At 70.4% G+C, this 20,723-nt stretch carries 23 protein-coding genes; 18 read left to right on the plus strand and 5 right to left on the minus strand.

The genetic code is table 11. The features are described from left to right. Positions 1 to 9 precede the first annotated feature (9 nt). Positions 10 to 1,245, minus strand: coding sequence for a S1C family serine protease (locus ACIQTP_RS44750; RefSeq protein ID WP_403411422.1), 1,236 nt, complete (start codon positions 1,243 to 1,245; stop codon positions 10 to 12). A gap of 368 nt (positions 1,246 to 1,613) precedes the next feature. Between ACIQTP_RS44750 and ACIQTP_RS44755 the strand changes: the two genes are divergently transcribed. Further along, positions 1,614 to 3,359: a trypsin-like serine protease gene (locus ACIQTP_RS44755; protein WP_403411425.1), complete on the plus strand. Its 1,746-nt coding sequence runs from the start codon at positions 1,614 to 1,616 to the stop codon at positions 3,357 to 3,359. 149 nt (positions 3,360 to 3,508) lie between these two features. On the opposite strand, the gene ACIQTP_RS44760 is transcribed toward ACIQTP_RS44755, so the two are convergent. Further along, the gene (locus ACIQTP_RS44760; RefSeq protein ID WP_402051169.1) at positions 3,509 to 4,531 is read right to left on the minus strand and encodes a LacI family DNA-binding transcriptional regulator; all 1,023 of its coding nucleotides are present in this window, start codon (positions 4,529 to 4,531) and stop codon (positions 3,509 to 3,511) included. Between the two features lie 71 nt (positions 4,532 to 4,602). Continuing rightward, on the minus strand, positions 4,603 to 5,394 hold the full coding sequence (locus ACIQTP_RS44765) for a response regulator transcription factor (RefSeq protein ID WP_402051172.1): 792 nt from the start codon (positions 5,392 to 5,394) through the stop codon (positions 4,603 to 4,605). Between the two features lie 285 nt (positions 5,395 to 5,679). Here ACIQTP_RS44765 and ACIQTP_RS44770 point away from each other — a divergent pair, with 285 nt between their 5' ends. From ACIQTP_RS44770 to ACIQTP_RS44805, 8 genes are all read left to right on the plus strand, one after another. Further along, entirely contained in the window at positions 5,680 to 6,588 is a 909-nt protein-coding gene (locus ACIQTP_RS44770) for an alpha/beta hydrolase (protein ID WP_403411429.1), read from the plus strand. A gap of 69 nt (positions 6,589 to 6,657) precedes the next feature. Next, the gene (locus tag ACIQTP_RS44775; protein ID WP_402051178.1) at positions 6,658 to 6,912 is read left to right on the plus strand and encodes a MoaD/ThiS family protein; all 255 of its coding nucleotides are present in this window, start codon (positions 6,658 to 6,660) and stop codon (positions 6,910 to 6,912) included. Positions 6,913 to 6,920: 8 nt separating this feature from the next. Then, positions 6,921 to 8,078: a hypothetical protein gene (locus tag ACIQTP_RS44780; protein WP_403411432.1), complete on the plus strand. Its 1,158-nt coding sequence runs from the start codon at positions 6,921 to 6,923 to the stop codon at positions 8,076 to 8,078. 146 nt (positions 8,079 to 8,224) lie between these two features. Next, positions 8,225 to 8,977, plus strand: a complete 753-nt coding sequence (locus ACIQTP_RS44785; RefSeq protein ID WP_403411435.1) for a DUF2993 domain-containing protein — start codon at positions 8,225 to 8,227, stop codon at positions 8,975 to 8,977. Between the two features lie 243 nt (positions 8,978 to 9,220). Beyond that, positions 9,221 to 9,301 carry a putative leader peptide gene (locus ACIQTP_RS44790; protein WP_350310325.1) on the plus strand — a complete coding sequence of 27 codons (81 nt, stop codon included), beginning with the start codon at positions 9,221 to 9,223 and terminating at the stop codon, positions 9,299 to 9,301. Positions 9,302 to 9,441: 140 nt separating this feature from the next. After that, positions 9,442 to 10,281 (plus strand): sulfurtransferase, encoded by an 840-nt coding sequence (locus ACIQTP_RS44795; protein ID WP_403411438.1) that lies wholly within the window; start codon positions 9,442 to 9,444, stop codon positions 10,279 to 10,281. Between the two features lie 30 nt (positions 10,282 to 10,311). Continuing rightward, positions 10,312 to 10,599, plus strand: coding sequence for a DUF1416 domain-containing protein (locus tag ACIQTP_RS44800; RefSeq protein WP_054232391.1), 288 nt, complete (start codon positions 10,312 to 10,314; stop codon positions 10,597 to 10,599). An 88-nt stretch (positions 10,600 to 10,687) separates the two neighbouring features. Further along, positions 10,688 to 10,948, plus strand: a complete 261-nt coding sequence (locus tag ACIQTP_RS44805) for a DUF3099 domain-containing protein (RefSeq protein ID WP_067371511.1) — start codon at positions 10,688 to 10,690, stop codon at positions 10,946 to 10,948. Between the two features lie 52 nt (positions 10,949 to 11,000). On the opposite strand, the gene ACIQTP_RS44810 is transcribed toward ACIQTP_RS44805, so the two are convergent. Then, complete coding sequence (locus tag ACIQTP_RS44810; protein WP_101407995.1) at positions 11,001 to 11,363, minus strand: DsrE family protein; 363 nt, start codon at positions 11,361 to 11,363, stop codon at positions 11,001 to 11,003. Positions 11,364 to 11,498: 135 nt separating this feature from the next. Here ACIQTP_RS44810 and ACIQTP_RS44815 point away from each other — a divergent pair, with 135 nt between their 5' ends. From ACIQTP_RS44815 to ACIQTP_RS44840, 6 genes are all read left to right on the plus strand, one after another. After that, the gene (locus ACIQTP_RS44815) at positions 11,499 to 12,251 is read left to right on the plus strand and encodes a hypothetical protein (RefSeq protein ID WP_403411441.1); all 753 of its coding nucleotides are present in this window, start codon (positions 11,499 to 11,501) and stop codon (positions 12,249 to 12,251) included. Then, the gene (locus ACIQTP_RS44820; protein WP_403411444.1) at positions 12,248 to 13,150 is read left to right on the plus strand and encodes a hypothetical protein; all 903 of its coding nucleotides are present in this window, start codon (positions 12,248 to 12,250) and stop codon (positions 13,148 to 13,150) included. Before ACIQTP_RS44815 ends, ACIQTP_RS44820 begins: the two co-directional genes overlap by 4 nt. Further along, positions 13,147 to 14,193 (plus strand): hypothetical protein, encoded by a 1,047-nt coding sequence (locus ACIQTP_RS44825; RefSeq protein WP_403411446.1) that lies wholly within the window; start codon positions 13,147 to 13,149, stop codon positions 14,191 to 14,193. Before ACIQTP_RS44820 ends, ACIQTP_RS44825 begins: the two co-directional genes overlap by 4 nt. Positions 14,194 to 14,440: 247 nt before the next feature. Then, entirely contained in the window at positions 14,441 to 15,016 is a 576-nt protein-coding gene (locus tag ACIQTP_RS44830; protein ID WP_403411448.1) for an FABP family protein, read from the plus strand. Positions 15,017 to 15,089: 73 nt separating this feature from the next. After that, positions 15,090 to 15,527 carry a Fur family transcriptional regulator gene (locus tag ACIQTP_RS44835; RefSeq protein ID WP_168509426.1) on the plus strand — a complete coding sequence of 146 codons (438 nt, stop codon included), beginning with the start codon at positions 15,090 to 15,092 and terminating at the stop codon, positions 15,525 to 15,527. Positions 15,528 to 15,536: 9 nt separating this feature from the next. Beyond that, on the plus strand, positions 15,537 to 16,502 hold the full coding sequence (locus ACIQTP_RS44840) for a YgfZ/GcvT domain-containing protein (RefSeq protein ID WP_403411451.1): 966 nt from the start codon (positions 15,537 to 15,539) through the stop codon (positions 16,500 to 16,502). A gap of 27 nt (positions 16,503 to 16,529) precedes the next feature. Here the strand turns inward: ACIQTP_RS44840 and dtd are convergent, their stop codons facing one another. Beyond that, complete coding sequence (dtd, locus tag ACIQTP_RS44845; protein WP_388203320.1) at positions 16,530 to 16,967, minus strand: D-aminoacyl-tRNA deacylase; 438 nt, start codon at positions 16,965 to 16,967, stop codon at positions 16,530 to 16,532. A 258-nt stretch (positions 16,968 to 17,225) separates the two neighbouring features. Here dtd and ACIQTP_RS44850 point away from each other — a divergent pair, with 258 nt between their 5' ends. The 3 genes from ACIQTP_RS44850 to ACIQTP_RS44860 all read left to right on the plus strand — a co-directional run bounded on the left by ACIQTP_RS44850 (position 17,226) and on the right by ACIQTP_RS44860 (position 20,651). After that, positions 17,226 to 17,951: an AmfC protein gene (locus ACIQTP_RS44850; RefSeq protein WP_403411454.1), complete on the plus strand. Its 726-nt coding sequence runs from the start codon at positions 17,226 to 17,228 to the stop codon at positions 17,949 to 17,951. A 238-nt stretch (positions 17,952 to 18,189) separates the two neighbouring features. Next, a complete protein-coding gene (locus ACIQTP_RS44855; protein WP_403411457.1) occupies positions 18,190 to 19,167 on the plus strand; it encodes an asparaginase in 978 nt (325 codons plus the stop codon). A gap of 218 nt (positions 19,168 to 19,385) precedes the next feature. Next, positions 19,386 to 20,651, plus strand: a complete 1,266-nt coding sequence (locus ACIQTP_RS44860) for a GNAT family N-acetyltransferase (RefSeq protein WP_403411459.1) — start codon at positions 19,386 to 19,388, stop codon at positions 20,649 to 20,651. Positions 20,652 to 20,723: the final 72 nt, after the last annotated feature.

Consider the following 20,723-nt stretch of genomic DNA (forward strand, 5'->3'; position numbering starts at 1 on the left):
GAGAAGGACTCAGCTGTCGGAACCGCCGGCCCGCAGGCTGGCGAGGTCCGACTTGACGGTGTTGATCGGGATGGCGAAACCAAGGCCGACGCTGCCCGCGCTCGACGAACTGGACGAGGAGTCGGCGGCCGAGTACATCGCGGAGTTGATGCCGACGATGTTGCCGTTCATGTCGATGAGGGCGCCGCCGGAGTTGCCGGGGTTCAAGGACGCGTCGGTCTGGATCGCCTTGTACGTGGTCGTCGAGGACCCGGTGTCGCCGTTGAACTGCCGGCCGCCGAAGGAGAACGGCCACTGGCCGCTGCCGCCGCCCTGCTGCTGTTGCTGGCCCTGGCTCTCGTCCGTGGAGACGGTGACGTCACGGTTGAGCGCCGAGACGATGCCGCTGGTGACGGTGCCGGTCAGCCCCTCGGGGGAGCCGATCGCGACGACGTCGTCACCGACCTGGACGCCGTCGGAGTTGCCGAGCGTGGCGACCTTCAGGCCGGAGGGCGCGTTCTCGAACTTGATGAGCGCGAGGTCCTTCTTGCTGTCGGTGCCGACCACCTTCGCGGTGTACGACTTGCCGCTGCTCAGTTGCACCTTGATCTCGGAGGCGCCCGAGATGACGTGGTTGTTGGTGATGATCTCGCCGCTGGACGAGATGATCACGCCCGAGCCGGTGGACGAACCCGCGTTCGAGGTCGCGCTGACCTCGACGATACTCGGGCTGACCGCCTGGGCGACACCGGCGACGGTGCCCTTCTTGGCGGCGGGCACGACGGTGGTGCTGGTGCTGCTCGACGCGGTGTTCTTGCCGGCCAGCTCCTGTATGCCGTACGCGGTGCCGCCTCCGATGGCGGCCGCGACTATCGCGACGGCGGCGAGCAGGGCGATCGTGCCCTTCCCGCGCTTCTTCGCAGCGGGGGCCGGGGCGGCCGGGACCGGCTGCGCCTGGAGTACCGCGGTGGAGGAGACGGCGTCCGGCTCGGGGTAACCGGCGTAGGCGCCGCCTCCGCCGTAACCGCCGCCGCCGTAACCGCCCGTACCGCCGTCGCCACCCTGACCGGAGCCCGGCCACACGGTGGTACCCGGCTCGACGGCGACCGGAGCGACCGGCTCGTACGCCGGCGGCGGCGGCCACTCGGGGTTCACGGGAGAGGAAGAGACGGGCTGCTGCTGGGGGTACGCCGCCCGCATGGGGTCGGTCGCCTGGTGGTCGTCGCCCTGGGGGTACTCGCCGCTGCGGCGGAAGCTCTCGGTCATGGAAAAAGCTTGTCCCCCGATCATGAGAGCTCCCTGAGGGCCCGCTGAGAAGCCCGACAGAACCTCGTATGCCCGATATAAAGGCGCCCGGGCCCGCTGAAACCCGGGAAACAGCGGGTTGCGTGGGGGTGATGTCACGGAAGGCGACGGACGAATACTTGTCTGTCTGCTGTGTAGTACATGTGTTCTGGGGCGGATGAGGCCTACGATCTCCGCGCCGGAGGGGGCTCCGCGGTGTGCCTGAGTCGATGCAGGCGGTTGCCGGCCATGGCCAGTGACCGCCGCCGTCGATCGGGCCGGTGCGTCGTACGCCCTTCTCGGGCCTCCTACGTCATGGACACCACACGCACCCACACCAGGAGCCCTGAGTGATACGTGCTCTGCGCGACCGCTGGAGACGCCCCGCCACGGCGTTGCCCACGGCCGCTCTCGCGCTGGCGCTGACCTGCGCCGGCGCCTTCGCGGCGCAGCCCGCCACCGCGGCGGACGGACCCTCGCTGCCGGAGGTGAACCAGTCCCAGCCCGCGAAGCCGACCGTCTCCGACAAGGAGCTGCGCGGCCGGGTCGCCGCGGCCGTCAAGGACCGGGCGACCCCGGACACGACCCCCAAGAAGACACCCTTCATCATCGGCGGCACCGAGACGACGATCTCCTCCGCGCCGTGGATGGTCCAGCTCTCCTACTACGACAGCACGGCCGGCGTCGGCTACTTCTGCGGCGGCACCCTCGTCGCCCCGAACAAGGTCCTCACGGCGGCCCACTGCGTCGCGGGCCTGGACTGGGTGAAGAACGGCGCGGTGCTGGCCGGCGCCACCGGACTGCTGGACGACACCAGCGGCACGGTCGCGGGCGTCTACCGCCAGTGGAACCACCCGCACTACAACTCCACGACCGTCCAGAACGACATCGCGGTCCTCACGCTCGACCGCCCGCTGGACCAGCAGTGGCAGCGGCTGGTGGCCGCCGGTGACAGCGCCTCCTACAAGGCCGGCAACTCCGCCACCGTCTACGGCTGGGGCCTGACCTCCGGCGCCGACGGGGCCGACCTGTCGGCGAACCTGCGCAAGGTGACCCTGCCGCTGGTCGCCGACTCCACCTGCGACTCCGCGATGCGGTCGGTCCTCGGCGAGGACGACTTCGTCGAGGGCGCGATGTTCTGCGCGGGCACCCCGGCGACCGGCACCGACGAGGGCACCAAGAGCCCCTGCAACGGTGACTCCGGCGGTCCCGTCATCGTCGGCGGCAAGGTCGTCGGCATCGTCTCGTGGGGCGTCGCGGGCTGCACCGCGAAGGGCGCCTACCCGGTGTTCACCAAGGTGTCCTCGTACACCTGGGCCGCCCAGCCGCGCATCGACGACGCGGACATGACCTTCGACGGCAAGGCCGACCTGCTGGAGCGCACGCCGTCCGGCGGCCTCTTCCAGCAGGACAGCAAGGGCACCTCGCTCGCCGCCCGCGCCTACCAGGGCAACGGCTGGCAGAACGCCAGCTGGGTCCTCCAGGCAGACCTGGACCGGGACTTCTACCAGGACCTGATCATGCGCGACAAGGGCGACGGCAAGCTGTACCGCAGCTACCTGAACCACAGCTCCGGCGAGTACGACTGGATGCAGATCAGCACGGTGTGGGGCGGCTACAAGTCGTACGCCATCCCCGGCGACATGACGGGCGACGCCCGCCCCGACCTGGTCGCGGTGGACGCCGACGGCTCGGTCTACCTCTACCCGGGCAAGGGCAACGGCCAGTTCTACGGCAAGGTCAAGGTCGTCGACAGGGCCTGGAAGAACGTGAAGATCTTCGGACACGGCGACCTGTCCGGCGACGGCAGGGCCGACCTGCTGGTCCGCAACAGCTCCGGCGTCCTGTACCTCTACCGGGGCACGCAGGTCGAGAAGACCCCCTTCGCGGCGCGGATCCAGGCGCGTACGGGCTTCAACTTCACCTCGTACGTCTCCAACGGTGACGTCACGGGCGACGGCATCGCCGACGTCATCACCCGCGACTCCGCCGGCAAGCTCTGGCTCTACCCCGGCACCAACAAGGCCTCCAGCAGCCTCTTCGGCTCACGGATCGGCCTGGGCAGCGGCTTCAACCAGTACAACCTGCTGTTCTAGCTCAGCACCAGGATGCGCCTGTCCCCGTGATCCCGCGGGGGCAGGCGCGCCCCTTTTCAGGGGCGCGGGGCTGTGACATATGCGGCTTCGCCGCGTGGGCGCGACCAGCCACATCCGGCCCGCAGCTGCTCACCACCACAAGCCCGCGGCTACTCACAACCGCAAGAGCGCCGGACGACCAACCGTGACGGAAACACCTTCAACCGTTCGCGCCGCGATCCCGCGACCCGCAACCCGTCATCCAGTACGAGATCCACCGCGGCCCGCGCCATCGCCGATCGGTCGGAGGCGATCGTCGTCATCGGCGGATCCGTCAGCGCGGCTTCCTTGACGTCGTCGAAACCGGCCACGGCCAGCTGTCCCGGAACGTCGATGCGCAGCTCACGCGCGGCGCGCAGCACGCCGATCGCCTGGTCGTCGGTGGAGCAGAAGATGGCGGGCGGGCGGTCGGGACCGCCGAGCAGCTGGAGGCCGACCTGATAGGCGTCGTAGCGGTTGTACGGTGCTTCGAAGAGGCGCCCCTCGGTGGGGATGCCGGCCTCCTGCATCGCGCGCCGCCAGCCCTCGACGTGGTCGGAGACCGGGTCGCCGACGGTCGGGGTCTCCGCGATGCCGCCGAGACAGGCCACGTACTCGTAGCCGTGTTCGAGAAGGTGACGGGTGGCGAGTTGGGCGCCGCCGATGTCGTCCGTGACGACGGCGACGTCGTCGATGGCCTCGGGGCGCTCGTGCAGCAGCACCACGCGGGCGTCCCACGCGTCGATCTCCGCGGCAGCGTTGTCATTGAGCGCGTGGCTGACGAGGATCAGCCCGGAGACGCGCATACCGAGGAAGGCGCGCAGGTAGTGGACCTCGCGCTCGGCGATGTAGTCGGAGTTGCCGACGAGCACCATTTTCCCGCGCTCCGCGGCGGCCTGCTCGACCGCGTGCGCCATCTCCCCGAAGAAGGGCTGGCGCGCGTCCGGCACGATCAGGCCTATGAGCTCGGTCCGCCGCGACGCCATGGCCTGGGCGACCCGGTCGGGCCGGTACCCCAGTTCCTTGATCGCGGCGAGAACGCGCTCGCGCGTGGCCGGGGCAACCGGCCTCGGTCCGTTGTTGATGACATAGCTGACAACGGCGGTGGACGTACCCGCCAGTCGCGCTACATCGTCCCTCGTCACCTTGGCCACGCGCGGAGTCTACGCGGATGGACCCGCCGCTGGGCAGGGCGTACGGAGGCTTGCTGCGCCTCCGTTACCGCCTACTGCGCCTCCGCCGCCGCCTCGGCCGTCTCGACGGCGTCCAGGTGCGCCGTCTCGTCCGCATCCTCCGGCTTTGGCTGGGCCGCCTTGGCCCTCGCCTCGTCCGCGGCGCGGTCCACCTTCTCAGGTGTAACGAATCGATAACCGACGTTCCGGACGGTACCGATCAGCGACTCGTGCTCGGGTCCGAGCTTCGCGCGCAGCCGTCGCACGTGGACGTCGACCGTCCGCGTGCCGCCGAAATAGTCGTAGCCCCAGACTTCCTGGAGCAGCTGGGCGCGCGTGAAGACACGGCCCGGGTGCTGTGCGAGGTACTTGAGGAGCTCGAACTCCTTGAAGGTCAGGTCGAGGACCCGGCCCTTGAGCTTGGCGCTGTAGGTCGCCTCGTCGACCGAGAGGTCGCCGTTGCGGATCTCCATCGGGGAGTCGTCGTTGACGATCTGCTGGCGGCCCATGGCCAGTCGCAGCCGTGCCTCGACCTCCGCCGGTCCTGCGGTGTCCAGGAGCACGTCGTCGATGCCCCAGTCGGCGGTGACGGCCGCGAGACCGCCCTCCGTCACGACGAGGATCAGCGGACAGCCGGGCCCCGTCGAGCGCAGCAGCTGGCACAGGCTGCGCACCTGCGGGAGGTCACGCCGGCCGTCGATCAGAATGACGTCGGCACCGGGGGTGTCGACGAGAGCGGGGCCTTCCGCCGGAGCCACTCGCACGTTGTGCAGGAGCAGGCCGAGAGCGGGAAGCACCTCCGTCGACGGCTGAAGAGCATTGGTCAGGAGCAGCAGAGAACTCATCGCGCCCCACCTGCCTGGGTCGTCCTACGGTCATGCAAGGTTCGCTCGCCCATAACGTCTGGTTCCTCCTCGGTCCCTGCGAGGACGTTTGCGGCACTGCTTCCTACGGTGCGGCTCCCGCGCCCCTGGGAGTCGCCGGACGGCCCACTGGGGGTCGCCACACGTTCTATGCGTTCGTCGGCTTCGTACACCTGCGGTTTCCCGCTTCGTATACAACGCTTCAGAAAGCACAAAAGGACCCGGGGGCTACGCTGCCCGAGTCCTCTGCCCAGCAGAATAGCCCACATGAGCTCAGGTCCGGCAGGTCAAGCGACGGGATCTTCCGATCGTCCACCCCTTGAGACGCCCCCGCGGGCCCCTTTGCGGAGGTTTCTGCACACGGTCGACGGGGTGACGATCGATGCGGCGTACGACCCTGGAACGCGGCCTTCTGGTGACTCGGCCACTGACTTGGACCACGTGGTCATTGTCGTCGCGCACGGCTTCACGGGCGATCTGGAACGTCCGCACGTGCGCCACGCGGCGGCCGTCCTCGCCCGGCACGCGGCGGTGGTCACCTTCTCCTTCCGTGGTCACGGCGCCTCCGGCGGCAGCTCCACGGTCGGTGACCGCGAGGTCCACGATCTGGCCGCCGCGGTGTCCTGGGCCCGTGAACTCGGGCACACGCGTGTGGCCACCGTCGGCTTCTCGATGGGCGGTTCGGTGGTGCTGCGGCACGCGGCGCTGCACCGTGGCTCGGACGGGGGCCCGGAGGGGGGTCCGGACCGGGGCGCGGAGATGGAGCACGAGGGGCGCACCGGGGCGCGTACGGACGCCGTGGTTTCGGTGAGCGCACCCGCCCGTTGGTATTACCGGGGCACGGCCCCTATGCGGCGCCTGCACTGGCTGGTAACCCGGCCGGTGGGCCGCGCGGTCGGCCGTTACGGCCTGCGCACCCGGATCCACCACCGTGACTGGAACCCGGTGCCGGCCTCCCCGGTCGAGTCGGTCCCGCTCATCGCGCCCACTCCGCTGCTGATCGTCCACGGCGACCAGGACGGCTACTTCCCGGTCGACCACCCGCAGATGCTCGCCGCCGCCTCCGGCGGCCACGCCGAACTGTGGATCGAGCGCGGCATGGGCCACGCCGAGCACGCGGCGGACGACGTGCTGCTCGGCCGTATCGGGGAGTGGGCCGTCGCGGCGGCGGGCTAGCCTGACCGTGTTCACAGAAACCACTGATGACTGATCCGTGTTCACGGAAAACACCGATTGAGGAACGAGATGGCAAAGGGCACGGTGCGTTACTGGGCCGCCGCCAAGGCCGCGGCGGGCGTCGCGGAGGAGCCGTACGAGGCGGGCACGCTCGCCGAGGCGCTCGACGCGGCCCGCGCGCGACACCCCGGCGAACTCGTCCGCGTCCTGCGGCGATGCTCCTTCCTCATCGACGGTGACCCCGTGGGCACTCGCGAACATGAGACGGTACGGCTGGCCGAGGGCGGCACGGTCGAGGTGCTCCCGCCGTTCGCAGGAGGGTGAGCGAGACGATGAGCGACCAGCCGTACGAGGGTCAGTACGAGGGATACGACCCGTATCCACAGCCTCAGCAGCAACAGCCTCAGCAGCAACAGCCGCCGCAGCCCGAGTGGCAGCAGCACACCCAGCAGTGGGAGGGGCAGACCTGGGAGACCCAGGCGCAGCCCTCGATGCCGGCGGCGGACACGACGTACCTGCCGCCGCGGGGCTACCAGGCGTACCCCGAGCCGCAGACGTACGGCACGGTCGGGCAGCCGCTGCCGCAGGAAGCACCGGCCCCGGCGCCGACTCCGGCACCTGAGTGGACGCCCGCGTACCAGCCCCCCGCCCAGCAGGCGCCCGGCACCGGCAGCGCGGTCACCCCTGAGACCGCCTCCGGCTACGGCCCCCCGACCGTCACCGGCAACGCCCGCGTCACCGACGCCCAGCGCGCCCGCGCCGAGGGCCGCTCCCCGATCATCGAACCCGGCATCCAGCCCGCCGTGCTCACCGCGGTGCTCGGGCTGCTGCTCTCCGGGACGGCGGCGATCGGGCAGTACGCCCTCGTCATCCCCCTCGTCCTCCTCCAGGCCGTCACCGCGGCGGGCTGGTTCCGGCTGAACGGGATGTGGCCGGCCCGTCAGGGCATCGCGCTGGCGTTCCTCGGCGCGGTCACCGCGGACGTCGCGCTCCTCGCGGCGGGCCGGGAGAACGCGCCCGCCGCGATCCTCGGCACCCTCGGCGTGTGGGTCCTGCTCACCCTCGTCCTGCGACTGCGCAGCCACGCCGACCCGGACACCCGGATGTACGGCCTGATGGCGACCGTCACCTCGGCGGCGCTCGCGATCATCGCGACGGGGCACCTCGCGGCCGAGCCGGACGCCGTCACGGTGGGCGCCGCCGCGGTCGCCGTAGCGATCCTCGCCCGCGCCCTGCCGCTGCCGACCGCGGCCTCCGTGGTGGTGGCGCTGCTGGCCGCCGCGGGCGCCGGTATCGCGGTCGGCGGGATGACGGACCTGGGCAGCAAGGGGGCCTTCCTCGGCCTCGGCGCCGGGCTCTGCGCGCTGATCGGCCACCGGGTCGCCAGCTACGACTACCCGTCCCGCTTCGTCCACTTCACCGCGGGCGTGGCCCTGCCGCTGGCCGCCGCGGCCCCGGCGGTGTACCTGCTGGGCCGCGCCCTCGGCTAGGTCCTGTCGGGCCTTGTCCAGTGGCTGTTCGTCACAGATGATCTACAACCACATCGGAGGGCCCCGCCGCGGGGCCCTTCGGGGTTAGGTTCGCGAGGGAGGGCCACTCGGCCGTCCGGATCCGTTCGAGGTGGGGAACACCGCGCATGCGTGCACTGCGAATAATCCTGATCGTCACCGTCATCCTGGGCGGCCTGTTCGTGATCGCGGACCGGGTGGCGGTCGGGTTCGCGGAGAACAAGGCGGCGGACCGGATCAAGACCACCGAGGGCCTGGCCGGCACGCCGGACGTGTCCATCGAGGGCTTTCCCTTCCTCACCCAGGTCGTCGGCGGCGAACTCGACGACGTGAAGATCGGCATCAAGGACTACGAGGCGTCGACGAGCGGCGCGGGCAGTGCCGGCGGCACCGGCACCATCCGTATCGACGACCTGAACGCCGAGATGCGCGGCGTCACCTTCAACGGCGACTACAGCTCCGCCACCGCCAACAGCGCCACCGGCTCCGCGTCCATCGGGTACGCCGAGCTGCTCAAGACCGCCAAGTCCCAGCCCACGCAGGTCGGCCTCGGCGTCACCGCCCGGGTCGTCGGCCTCTCCGACGGCGGCAACGGCAAGATCAAGGTGGCCGTCGAGGTCAGCATCGGCGGCACCAAGGTGCCCCAGCCGGTCTCCGTGCTCAGCTCGGTCACGGTCGTCGGCGGCAACACGGTCAAGGTGCACGCGGACTCGCTCCCCAAGCTGGGCGTCGCCCTCGCCGAGAACCGGGTGCGCGCGATCACCGACTTCGAGCAGAAGATCGGCCAGCTGCCGGGCGGCATCCAGCTCGACACGGTCCAGGCGGCCGCGAACGGCGTGGACATCTCCGTGAAGGGTTCGAACGTCAAGCTGGTCGGGTAGAAGGGTCAGCGGCCGCAGGGCGGAGGCCGGAGGCCAGGGAGCCCCGCGGCCGGAGAGCTGTCCGAAGGGCGAGACGTGCCCGTCCGTACCGCAGATGTGCGGTCGGTGTGATGACGGATTCATCCGCCCGGAATCCTTGCGGGGCCGCATCGGGGGTGAAGGCGTCCCACATCCCGGACGATCGCATCTCAACATCCGACACGCCGGTGACATGCCAGCCCGTCCGTCCCTACGATCGGACCCATGAAGCGACAGGCGGATCTCACGAAGCGGCGGGCAGTAGACCTGTGCCGCGTCGCCGCCATGCTCTGTCGCACCTTCTGAGCGGGACATTCGTCCGTCCGCCCTCCCCTGGCCCCTCTTCGCCAGGAACCCCGTGCGCGCCGCGCAGCCTCGACAGGCATGACCGCGCACCCTCTGTCTAACGCACCGCCCCGCCGCAACTGCCCCGGAGGAGAAACAGCATGAGCCGCAGCGACGTCCTGGTCGACGCCGAGTGGGTCCAGGACCACCTGGACGACCCGAGCGTGGCCATCGTCGAGGTCGACGAGGACACGTCCGCCTACGAGAAGAACCACATCAAGAACGCGATCCGGATCGACTGGACCAAGGACCTCCAGGACCCGGTCCGCCGTGACTTCATCGACCAGGAGGGCTTCGAGAAGCTCCTGTCGGAGAAGGGCATCGCCAACGACACTCTGGTGGTCCTCTACGGCGGCAACAACAACTGGTTCGCGTCCTACGCCTACTGGTACTTCAAGCTGTATGGCCACGAGAACGTCAAGCTCCTCGACGGCGGCCGCAAGAAGTGGGAGCTCGACTCCCGTGACCTGGTCGTCGAGGTCCCGAACCGTGCCGCGACCGACTACAAGGCCAAGGCCCAGAACACCGCGATCCGCGCCTTCCGCGACGACGTCGTGGCGGCCATCGGCTCGCAGAACCTGGTCGACGTCCGTTCGCCCGACGAGTTCAGCGGCAAGCTGCTCGCGCCGGCGCACCTGCCGCAGGAGCAGTCGCAGCGTCCGGGCCACATCCCGAGCGCCCGCAACATCCCGTGGTCGAAGAACGCCAACGACGACGGCACCTTCAAGTCGGACGACGAGCTCAAGGAGCTCTACGCCGAGGAGCAGGTCGACCTCGCCAAGGACACCATCGCGTACTGCCGTATCGGTGAGCGTTCCGCGCTCACCTGGTTCGTGCTGCACGAGCTGCTCGGCGTGGAGAACGTCAAGAACTACGACGGCTCCTGGACCGAGTACGGCTCCCTGGTCGGCGTCCCGATCGAGCTCGGCGCCAACAAGTAACCCTCAAGGCCTGAAGGACGGAATCGAAATATGTGTGGAGCGAAGGCCGGCGGCCCCGACGCCTCGACGATCAAGCCCGGTGAGACCACCATCCAGGGCCAGGTGACCCGCGACGGCGAGCCCGTCACCGGTTACGTGCGCCTCCTGGACTCGACCGGCGAGTTCACGGCGGAGGTCCCCACCTCCGCGACGGGCCAGTTCCGCTTCTACGCGGCCGAGGGCACCTGGACCGTACGCGCCCTGGTCCCCGGTGGCACCGCGGACCGCACGGTCGTCGCCCAGACGGGCGGCCTCGCCGAGGTCGCCATCGCCGTCTGACGGCATCTCCGAGTGGCCGAAGGGCCGCACCCCAGGGTTGGACGCTCGGGGTGCGGCCCTTCGGCATGTACGGGCCTACGCTTGAGGTATGTACGCACGACGGCGACACGTCTACTTCGCCATGATGGGGACGTGCATCGGTCTTTTCGTCCTGGCCTGGGGAGTCGTAAGGATCTGGTCGATTCCCGTGGCCGTGGGCATGTGTGTGGTGGCGATGGTGATTCCGCCGTTCGCCGCGATGGTCGCCAACCGGCGGGGGCCCGAGGACCGCTGGTGGGACGACCCGTCCGGGGATCAGAAGTCCGACGAGTGGTGGGACGAACTCGACGGCAAGAAGCGCCGCCCGTAGAGGGGCGTGCGCCGCACCTTCGCGCGTGCTGCACCTTCAGTGGACGAGACCTTCAGTAGACGAGCGCCTGGGTCTCGTCCGCCATCGCCTCCTGGACGAACACCTGGGCGCCCGCGATGCGTACGCCGTCGATGACGTCCTTCTCCGTGATGTCCCGGCGCGCCGCGCACTGGGTGCACAGGGTGAGCCGGCCCGCGGCCAGGACCGAGTCGATCAGATCGGGCAGCGGCGCCGCGTGCGGCAGCTCGAACTCGGCGGCCCGGCCCGGCAGCGCGAACCACGAGGACTCGCCGGTCAGCCACAGGGAGACCTCGACCCCGCTGGCCACGGCCACCGCCGCGACCGTGAACGCCTGCGAGCAGCGCTCGGGGGCATCGGCCCCCGCCGTCACCTTGATCACGAGCTTCTTCGCCATGGCCGCATCGTAGTCCGGGGGAGTTCGGGGAGAATCCGAATCGTGATCATGACCCTTACAACTCCATGAGATTCCCATGGGTCTTCTGTGCGCGCGGATACGCAATCCGCGTGTCGCGTTCCGTGGGGGGATGTCGTGGAAGTCGAAGAGATACCCGGGGAGATCCGTGAGGAGATCCAGGAGGAAACGCCTCGCGTACGTCGGCGGGGGCGTACGGCCCTGCTGATCGCCACGGCCGCCGTGCTGGGGCTCCTCGGGGGCACCTGCGCCGGCTATCTGATCCAGGCCGACCGGGAGCCGACCAAGCTGCCGTCGCTCTCGCAGCCCGTGGTCGCCCAGGCCGAGGGCGCCGGTCCCGAACCGCTGTCCGCCGCGCAGGACCGCCGGGTGAAGACCGACGACGACCTGCGCAAGCTGCTCATCAAGCGGCCGAAGGGGGCCCAGGACGCCGAGTACGCGCCGGGTCACAACGGCTGGCTGACCATGGCCGAGTACGCGGACCAGCTCGAGGACCCGGACCAGGCGTTCGCCCGGCTCGTCGGCGCGGAGTTCCGCCGCGCGGCCGGAGTCGACTGGCGGGTCGGCAACACGTACAGCGTCGGGATCAGGCTCGTGCAGTACCGCCAGGAGGAGAACCTTTCCGCCTCCGAGGAGGCCGGCAACTGGAAGGTGGACGGCACCCGCAGCTGGCCCGTCCCCGGCACGGGTGACGGCATGGCATACGTGACGATCAAGCCCGACACCAAGCCCGGCTATCTGCCGGTGTACAGCGCACAGGCACACGCCTGGCGCGGTGACATCGCCATGGAGATCTGGATCTACGACACCAAGCCGATCCCCAAGGCCAAGATCATGGACCTGGCCGAGCGGCAGATGGAGCGGCTGTGACCGACGAACCGATGAGCGAGCAGCCGATGAGCGAGCAGCCCGTTCAGGAGCGCGTGGAGGAGCCTGTTCAGGAGCGCGAGGAGCCTGTTCAGGAGTCCGCGCCCGAACCCGCCGCGCCCGAATCCATCGCCCCCGTCAAGAAACCCCTCCGCCGGGGGCGCATCGCCGCCGTCGCCGGTTCCGTGCTCCTCGTCGCGGCGGTCATCGGCGGCGCCGGCTACACCGTCGTGACCGTCCAGGACGCCGACCGGGACCCCGGCGCGCCCTCCTGGACCTTCCCGAACGCCGTCCACGACGACGCCAAGACGGCGAAGGCCCCCTCGGGACTCGCCGCGATGCTCGTGCCGTACGGCACCGAGGGCTGGAGCCGGGGCCCGGACATCGGGGAGTTCGGCTCCGACGCCTCGCTCAGCGGGCCCGAGGCCACCGCTCTGCGCAAGGAGGCGCTGCGGGATCTGCCGCGTTCCCAGCGGCGGGAGTTGGAGAAGCGCATCGACAAGCAGCACACCAAGGGCATCGCGATGCGCAGCTACCTCAGCACCTCCAACGGGTACGCCTCCACGCTGTACGCCGACAGCGCCTTCACCGTGAGCGTCGAGCTCGCCCAGATCGAGGACAAGGCGGCGGTGAAGGGCATGTCGACGTTCCAGAACGAGTTCCTCGACGCCCTCAAGATCTTCCGCAAGGGGCCGGAGATCAAGGGCCACAAGAACGCCAAGTGCTTCCTGCCGCCCAAGGACAAGGACGAGAAGCTCGACATGATGCTCTGCTCCGCCTACCAGGGCGACGTGCTGGTCAGCGCGACCGCCTACGGGGCCAAGCCGTTGGACACCAAGGGTGTCGCGATGCTGCTGCGCGAGCAGCTCGACCGCATCGCCGAGCCGGGGGAGGCGGTATGACCGAGCGGACGAGCTCCGTCGAGGACGGGACGGGGACGCCCGTCGAGGACGGGACCACGGCGCCGGTCGAGGAACGGCCCGCGACGCCGCCCGCGCCCGAGGTGTCGGCCGAGCCGGAGGTGCCGGCCCCGGTCGTCGGCCCCGAGGCGCAGGCCGCGCTGCCACCCGCGCCTGAGGTGCGCGCGGCCGTTGTCGACGCCGAGGCCGTGCCCGCGGTCGTCGCGCCCGAGCTGCCGGCCGCGGGCGCCGGGGCCGAGGTGCCCCCGGCCCCGGTGCGCAAGGACCGTCGGGTGCTGCGGGCCGTGCTGCGCTGGACCGCCGCCGCCGTGGTCTTCGCGGCGGTCGGCACGTCGGCCGCGTACGGCATCACCCGCATGGACCGCACCGACGTCCCCGGTCTGGCGACGGAGTCGGACGGACGCTGGGACTACCCGACGATCACCCGGCCGCCGTTGCCCTCCGGCAGCCCGCGCCCGCTCGCCGATGCGAACAAGACCGGCACCCACTACGCCGACCTGCGCAGGCTCGTGCTGCCCGCCCCGAAGGGCGCACGCGTCGACACGGCGCTGCGCGGGAAGGACGGCTGGCTGGCGACGAAGACGTTCCTGGCGGAGTACGCCACGCGGGATGACCGGGAGACGGTCGGGCAGCAGCTGACCGACAACGGTCTGCGGCACATCGCGGCGCGCGGCTGGACGACACCGGACGGTACGCACACGCGGATCTACCTGTTGCAGTTCGACTCGGCCGTCGTCGCGGACGAGGTGAACTCGCCCGGGCTGACCAGCTACAACATGCCGAACTACGCGGTGCGTGGCGCCGAGCGGACGATGGCCGACGACCGGTTCCCGGACCGCGCCGCGGTCGACGACGTGGTCCGACACGCGTACGACGAGATCAAGCCGTACGGCGCCGAGCAGGTCCGCCAGGCGTACCTCTCGGCCGGGGACACCCTCGCCCTGATCGTGCAGTCCCGCAAGGGCGCCGCGAGGGCGGTCCCGTTCCAGCAGACGGTGGTCCTCCAGAGCCAGCTGCTCGGCTGAACACGCTGGGCGTACCTCGCGAAGACCCGCCCAGGAGTACCTCGCAGAGAGCCCCGAGCCCCGGCCCACTAAGCTGGGGCTCGGCTCTTGTACCGCCCACCCCGCTCATCCGAGGAGCACCCCGTGGAGATCTTCTTCGAAACCCTGCTGGTCCTGGTCTGCGTCGGCGTGCTCGCCTTCGCCGGGCTGACCGTGAAGAAGCTGTACCAGGGCCAGCGCTGACCCCCATCGAGGAACTGCCGAGCTCATGATCGAGATCCCGTCCGACCTGCACAAGGACCTGCTCCCTCTTGCCTTCCTGCTCGGCAACTGGGCCGGTGCGGGCGTTCACGACTTCCCCGGCTCCGAGAAGTGCAACTTCGGGCAGGAGGTCACCTTCACCCACGACGGGCGCGACTTCCTGGAGTACCACTCGCACACCTGGGTGCTCGACGCCGACGGGAACAAGGTCAGGCCGCTGGAGACCGAGTCCGGCTTCTGGCGCGTCGACTCCGACCGCAAGGTCGAGGTCGTCATGACCCGCGACGACGGCGTCGTCGAGATCTGGTACGGCGACCTGGCCGCCAAGACGCCGCAGATCGACCTGGTCACCGACGCCGTGGCACGGACGGCGGCCTCGGGTCCCTACACCGGCGGCAAGCGCCTCTACGGCTATGTGAAGAGCGACCTCATGTGGGTCGGTGAGAAGCAGACCCCCGAGGTCGAGCTGCGCCCCTACATGTCCGCGCACCTGAAGAAGGTCGTCACTCCGGAGGACGTCGAGCGCTGGGCCAAGGCCCTCCCGGACGACATGCCGGACGACGGGATCGCGTTCTTCAAGTAGCCCGGAAGCGGCCCGGCCGGTTCGGCGGCTCTCCTCAGGTCGGCAAACCCCGGAATGGTCCTAGACTTCCTGTGTGGTGAGCACCGACTGGAAGAGCGACCTGAGGCAGCGCGGCTACCGGCTGACGCCGCAGCGCCAGCTTGTCCTCGAAGCTGTGGACACCCTGGAGCACGCGACCCCCGACGACATCCTCATCGAGGTGAGGAAGACGGCGTCGGGGGTCAACATTTCCACCGTCTACCGGACCCTGGAGCTCCTGGAGGAGCTCGGTCTGGTCAGTCACGCGCACCTCGGGCACGGCGCTCCGACGTACCATCTCGCCGACCGGCACCACCACATTCACCTGGTCTGCCGTGACTGCACGAACGTCATCGAGGCCGATGTCGAGGTGGCCGCCGAGTTCCGGGCCAAGCTGCGTGACACGTTCGGCTTCGAGACGGACATGAAGCACTTCGCGATCTTCGGCCGCTGCAAGGACTGTTCGCTCAAGAGTTCAACTACCAAGTCGTAGGCTAGGTCTATGAAGAGCCCTCTCCTGTCCCTGCCCGGCGCCGTCCCCGCCGAAGGCGTGGATGAACAGGTCGCAGCCCATTACGGCGACCTGTTCCGCGAGCAGCGAGCCCTCGCCGACGGCACCGGCTTCGTGGACCTCTCGCACCGCGGTGTCGTCGCCGTCTCCGGTGAGGACCGGCTGAGCTGGCTGCACCTGCTGCTCACCCAGCACGTCACGGACCTCCCGGCGGGCCGCGCCACCGAGGCGCTGATCCTCTCCGCGCACGGCCACATCGAGCACGCGCTCTACCTCGTCGACGACGGCGCGACGACCTGGGCCCACGTCGAACCCGGCACCCAGGACGCGCTGCTCGCGTACCTGGAGTCCATGAAGTTCTTCTACCGCGTCGAGGCCGCCGACCGCACCGACGACTTCGCGGTCGTGCACCTGCCGGCCGGTTCGATCGCCGAGGTCCCCGAGGGCGCGGTCGTACGCGAGACACCGTACGGGCGTGATCTCTTCCTGCCGCGTACGGACCTGGAGTCGTACGCCGCAAAGGCCGGCCCGCCGGCCGGGCTGCTGGCCTACGAGGCGCTGCGCGTCGAACACCACCGCCCGCGGCTCGGTTTCGAGACCGACCACCGCACGATCCCGCACGAGCTGGGCTGGATCGCCACCGCGGTGCACCTCCAGAAGGGCTGCTACCGGGGCCAGGAGACCGTCGCCCGCGTACAGAACCTGGGCAAGCCCCCGCGCCGGCTCGTCTTTCTGCACCTGGACGGCAGCGAGGTCCATCTGCCGCCGCACGGCGCCGAACTCCGCCTCGCGGACGACGGCCCCGACGGCCGGAAGATCGGCTTCATCACCACCTCCGTGCGCCACCACGAGCTCGGCCCGATCGCGCTCGGCCTGGTGAAGCGGAACGTGCCGCTGGACGCCCGGCTGCTGGCGGACACGACGGCGGCGGCGCAGGAGGTCGTGGTCGAGCCGTAGGGGCTCGGACGGGTCGCATCTCCTGGGTCACATCTCCAGGAGCACGGTGAACGGGCCGTCGTTCGTCAGCGAGACGCGCATCTGCGCGCCGAACCGGCCCGTCGCCACCGTGGCGCCCAGCGCGCGGAGTTGGGCCACGACCTCGTCGACGAGGGGTTCGGCGACATCGCCGGGGGCGGCCGCGTTCCAGGTGGGGCGGCGGCCCTTGCGGGCGTCGCCGTACAGGGTGAACTGGCTGATGACGAGCAGCGGCGCGTCGATGTCGGAGCACGACTTCTCGTCCGTCAGCATCCGGACGGACCAGAGTTTGCGGGCGAGTTGGGCCGCCTTCTCCTTGGTGTCGTCGTGCGTGACACCGACGAGGACGCACAGCCCCTCGCCGTCGATCGCCCCGACCGTTTCCGGACCGTGTTCCCCGTTCACGACGACGCTCGCGCCGTCCACCCTCTGCACCACCGCACGCATGGGAACCATCATGCCGTGTGGGACGCAGCCCCCCTCACGGGGCTCAATGCCTTCGCGTCATGGGGCTCAATGCGTTCGCGCGTGCTCCCCCGACCTCTTTCGAGGGGTCGTTCGGGGGTTTCTTTTTGCTCCTTACCCCCCCATCTGGGGCCGATCGGGGGCACTCGGTCACATAGCGGCCACTTGGGGTGGCACGATGCGTGTGTTGCGGTGCAACCGTGGGGTGGACCGCGCCGGTCGAGGGGACGGTAGAGGCACATGAGCACACCGAGTACCGGGCAGCAGCCGCCCGGGGCTGTGTCGTTGACCCGTACGAGTCCGCGGGCGGGAGGCGGTCGTACGGGGGTTCATCGTCCTCCCGTGCAACGCACCGACAGCCCGCTGCACCCGGACCCGCCCGCGCCCGAACTGCCCCTGCTGCGGCTGCCCGAACTGCGGACCCTGCGGCGCGACGCGCAGCGCGACGAGGCCGACCTCAGCTATGTGCGGCGGCTGCTCCAGGGGCGGATCGACATCCTGCGGGCGGAGCTGGCGCGCCGCGGGGGACTGCGGGCACTCTCCGCGACGTCGGGATCGCCGCTGGTCTCGGGCCTGGGAACGAGTCCGGGTCTGCGTCCGGCCGGAGGGAGGGGAGCGGGTTCCGGCTCCGGTTTCCGTGAGGCGTCGGTCGTCGACCGGCTTCCCGAGATCCTTACGGACGCGCCGGCCCGGCACCGTTCGTCGGCCCGCCATGTGACAGTGGGCACACCGTACGGCGAGGAGTACCGGCGGCTGGCCGCGGACATGCTCGCCGAGGTGGAGCTGTCGGACCTGGAAGCACGTACGGACGACGAGCTCGGCGCGGGGATGGGACGGCTCGTGCGCTACGAGCAGCAGGTCTCCCGGCGGCGCCAGCACCTGCAGCGCACCGCCGACGATTGCAGCGCCGAGATCGCCCGCAGGTACCGTGATGGGGAAGCACAAGTAGACGACCTGCTCATGTGACGCGGTGGCCCCCGGCGATCCCGGGGGCGCGTGCGACGGCTGCGGCGGCGCCGGCGGTCCGGGACATCCGGGGCCGGGCCCCGTGGCTCCGCCCGGTTCCGCGGTCGCGGCGGCCGCGCCCGGGAACGGCCCGGGTCGCGGTCGTGGGGCTCGGCCGGGGCCACGCCATCGGGGAACCTCCCGTACGGCGCCGCGGTTCGATCACCGGGCGGGTCCCTGTCATGGAAGGCCACCGCCGATGTCCGCCGCCGCTCCTGCCATCCCCGCAGACCCCTTCATACCGCCTGTTCTCGCCGAGGTCGTCCGTTCGGGATTCGTCGAGGGGCGGCATCGGGGCAGCCTGGTGCTGCTGGCCGCGGACGGGTCGGTCGAGCTGGCGCTGGGCGAGGTGACCGCGCCGGTCTTCCCGCGCTCGTCGAACAAGCCGATGCAGGCGGCGGGTGTGCTGCGGGCGGGGCTGGACCTGGCCGGTGAACGGCTGGCTCTCGCCGCCGCCAGCCACTCCGGGGAGGCCTTCCACCGCGATCTCGTCCAGAAGATGCTGGCCGAGCACGGGCTGGACGCCGGGCAGTTGCAGTGCCCGCCGGATCTGCCGCTGGACCCGGCGGAGGCGGAGACGTATCTCGCCGGGGGCGCGGTCCGCGACCGGGTCACCATGAACTGCTCCGGCAAGCACGCGGCGATGCTCGCGGTGTGCGCGCTGCGAGGCTGGCCCCTGGACTCCTACCTGGACCCCGGGCATCCGCTCCAGCAGCTCATCCACACGGTGGTCGAGGAGGCGGCGGGGGAGTCGGTGGCGGCGGTCGGTACGGACGGCTGCGGTGCGCCGCTGATGGCGATCAGCCTCACGGGCCTTGCCCGTGCCTTCCGTTCCTTCGTCCTCGCCGCCCCCGGCTCCGCCGAACGTCGTGTCGCCGACGCCATGCGCGCTCACCCCGAGTACGTCGCCGGGACGCGGCGTCCCGACACCTGGCTCATGCGCGAGATACCGGGTGCCCTCTCCAAGATGGGCGCGGAGGCCGTCCAGGCGGTGGCCCTTCCCGACGGCAGGGCCCTCGCCTTCAAGATCGACGACGGCGCCACCCGAGCACTCGGACCCGTCCTCGCCCGAGCCCTGTCCCTCCTGGGCACGCAATCCCCGGTCCTCTCCAAAATCGGCCACGCCCCCCTGACGGGCGGAGGCCTCGAGGTGGGCAAGATCCGAGCGACGTTCTAGGCCCGGCCCCAAACGTTCCTCGCCCCCGCCAGGGGCGCGGGGGATGCGGGGCGAAGCCTCGCTCTGGGGGCGCGGGGAACTGCGCGACCAGCCCCCACCACCCGCGGTCAACGAACCCACCCAGGGGTCCGGGGCGGAGCCCCGGGGATGGGACGGGTAGGGGCGGCGGGGGCGAAAACGGTGCGACAGGGGAGTGGTCGTCGCCCTAGCGTGACCCCATGAGCCGGCGCGAAGAAATCGACGTACGAACGATCACCGAGACCGAGATCCCGGCCTGGATCCGCGCGCTGAACACGGGGTTCCTACGCTCCCCGGCGGTATCGGACCAGGAGATCACCAACCGCGGTTCGAGTATCCTCCCGCAGCGAACCCTCGGCGCATTCGACTCGAGCGGGGGCAACCCCATCGTCGCCACCTTCCGATCGTTCCCGCAGCAACTCACCACCGTCGGCGGCACCCCCGTCCCCGCCGACGCCATCACCAACGTCTCCGTCACCCCCACCCACCGCCGCCGAGGCCTCCTCACCCGCATGATGGCCACCGACCTCACCGCGGCGAAGGACCGCGGCGACGTGGTCGCCACCCTCATCGCCGCGGAGTACCCGATCTACGGGCGGTACGGCTTCGGCCAGGCCACCACCGCCGCCGAGTGGACCATCGACGTCTCCAGGTCGGGCCTGGACCCCCGCTGGTCGGGGCCGCCCGACGGCGCCCGTATCGACCTGGTGGACGGCGAGGACGTACGCAAACTCGGCCCGGACCTGCACGACCGCCTCCGTCGCACCCAGCCGGGCGCGGTCAACCGCGACGAACGCTGGTGGCAGATCAACACCGGCGTACTGAGTCTGAGCGGCGACTCCTGGAAGGAGCCCTTCTACGCCGTGTACCGCTCGGCGAACGGCGAGGTCGAGGGCCTGGTCTCGTACGAGTCGGACGACAACTGGGGCGACGTCAAGCAACCGCTGAACACGGCGGAAGTGAACTGGCTGATCACGGTGACCCCGGCGGCCGAACGCGCCCTGTGGCAGTACCTCTGCTCGATCGACTGGATCGCCCACGTCAAGACCGGCTGGCGCGCCCCCGACGACCTGCTCCCGCACTTCCTGCCCGATCCGCGAGCCGCTCGCATCACGACCCAGGCGGACTGGCTGTGGGTGCGGATCCTGGACGTCGTACGGGCTCTGGAGGCGCGTACGTACGCGGGGTCCGGGACCCTCGTCCTGGACGTCACCGACGGGGACGGCCTCTCCGCCGGACGCTACCGCCTGGAGGCCGGACCCGACGGTGCGACCTGCGCACCGACCACGACGACCGCCGATCTCACCCTGAACGTGAGTGAGTTGGCGGCCCTGTGGCTGGGTGACGAGTCGGCGGTGCGGCTCGCCGCGCTCGGGCGGGTGCGGGAAGAACGAGAGGGCGCCGCCGTCGTCGCCGACGCCCTGCTCCGTACGTCCAGGCGACCGTGGTGCCCGGACATCTTCTGAATGGTGTGGCCTCTACGGCCGGCGTGGTGGTGCCTGCTGTACCGCGGGTGCTGCTCCTTCCGGTCGCGTCGG

Source organism: Streptomyces sp. NPDC090798 (assembly GCF_044768965.1).
In the GTDB taxonomy this organism is placed as follows: Bacteria; Actinomycetota; Actinomycetes; order Streptomycetales; family Streptomycetaceae; genus Streptomyces.

Excerpts from the sequence above, each read along its gene's own strand:
- ACIQTP_RS44795 (WP_403411438.1), top strand. The coding sequence starts at position 9,442 with ATGAGCCGCAGCGACGTCCTGGTCGACGCCGAGTGGGTCCAGGACCAC.
- ACIQTP_RS44765 (WP_402051172.1), bottom strand. The coding sequence starts at position 5,394 with ATGAGTTCTCTGCTGCTCCTGACCAATGCTCTTCAGCCGTCGACGGAG.
- ACIQTP_RS44790 (WP_350310325.1), top strand. The coding sequence starts at position 9,221 with ATGAAGCGACAGGCGGATCTCACGAAGCGGCGGGCAGTAGACCTGTGC.
- ACIQTP_RS44800 (WP_054232391.1), top strand. The coding sequence starts at position 10,312 with ATGTGTGGAGCGAAGGCCGGCGGCCCCGACGCCTCGACGATCAAGCCC.
- ACIQTP_RS44770 (WP_403411429.1), top strand. The coding sequence starts at position 5,680 with ATGAGCTCAGGTCCGGCAGGTCAAGCGACGGGATCTTCCGATCGTCCA.
- dtd (WP_388203320.1), bottom strand. The coding sequence starts at position 16,967 with ATGCGTGCGGTGGTGCAGAGGGTGGACGGCGCGAGCGTCGTCGTGAAC.
- ACIQTP_RS44775 (WP_402051178.1), top strand. The coding sequence starts at position 6,658 with ATGGCAAAGGGCACGGTGCGTTACTGGGCCGCCGCCAAGGCCGCGGCG.
- ACIQTP_RS44855 (WP_403411457.1), top strand. The coding sequence starts at position 18,190 with ATGTCCGCCGCCGCTCCTGCCATCCCCGCAGACCCCTTCATACCGCCT.
- ACIQTP_RS44810 (WP_101407995.1), bottom strand. The coding sequence starts at position 11,363 with ATGGCGAAGAAGCTCGTGATCAAGGTGACGGCGGGGGCCGATGCCCCC.
- ACIQTP_RS44860 (WP_403411459.1), top strand. The coding sequence starts at position 19,386 with ATGAGCCGGCGCGAAGAAATCGACGTACGAACGATCACCGAGACCGAG.
- ACIQTP_RS44830 (WP_403411448.1), top strand. The coding sequence starts at position 14,441 with ATGATCGAGATCCCGTCCGACCTGCACAAGGACCTGCTCCCTCTTGCC.
- ACIQTP_RS44785 (WP_403411435.1), top strand. The coding sequence starts at position 8,225 with ATGCGTGCACTGCGAATAATCCTGATCGTCACCGTCATCCTGGGCGGC.
- ACIQTP_RS44780 (WP_403411432.1), top strand. The coding sequence starts at position 6,921 with ATGAGCGACCAGCCGTACGAGGGTCAGTACGAGGGATACGACCCGTAT.
- ACIQTP_RS44750 (WP_403411422.1), bottom strand. The coding sequence starts at position 1,245 with ATGACCGAGAGCTTCCGCCGCAGCGGCGAGTACCCCCAGGGCGACGAC.
- ACIQTP_RS44825 (WP_403411446.1), top strand. The coding sequence starts at position 13,147 with ATGACCGAGCGGACGAGCTCCGTCGAGGACGGGACGGGGACGCCCGTC.
- ACIQTP_RS44805 (WP_067371511.1), top strand. The coding sequence starts at position 10,688 with ATGTACGCACGACGGCGACACGTCTACTTCGCCATGATGGGGACGTGC.
- ACIQTP_RS44850 (WP_403411454.1), top strand. The coding sequence starts at position 17,226 with ATGAGCACACCGAGTACCGGGCAGCAGCCGCCCGGGGCTGTGTCGTTG.
- ACIQTP_RS44840 (WP_403411451.1), top strand. The coding sequence starts at position 15,537 with ATGAAGAGCCCTCTCCTGTCCCTGCCCGGCGCCGTCCCCGCCGAAGGC.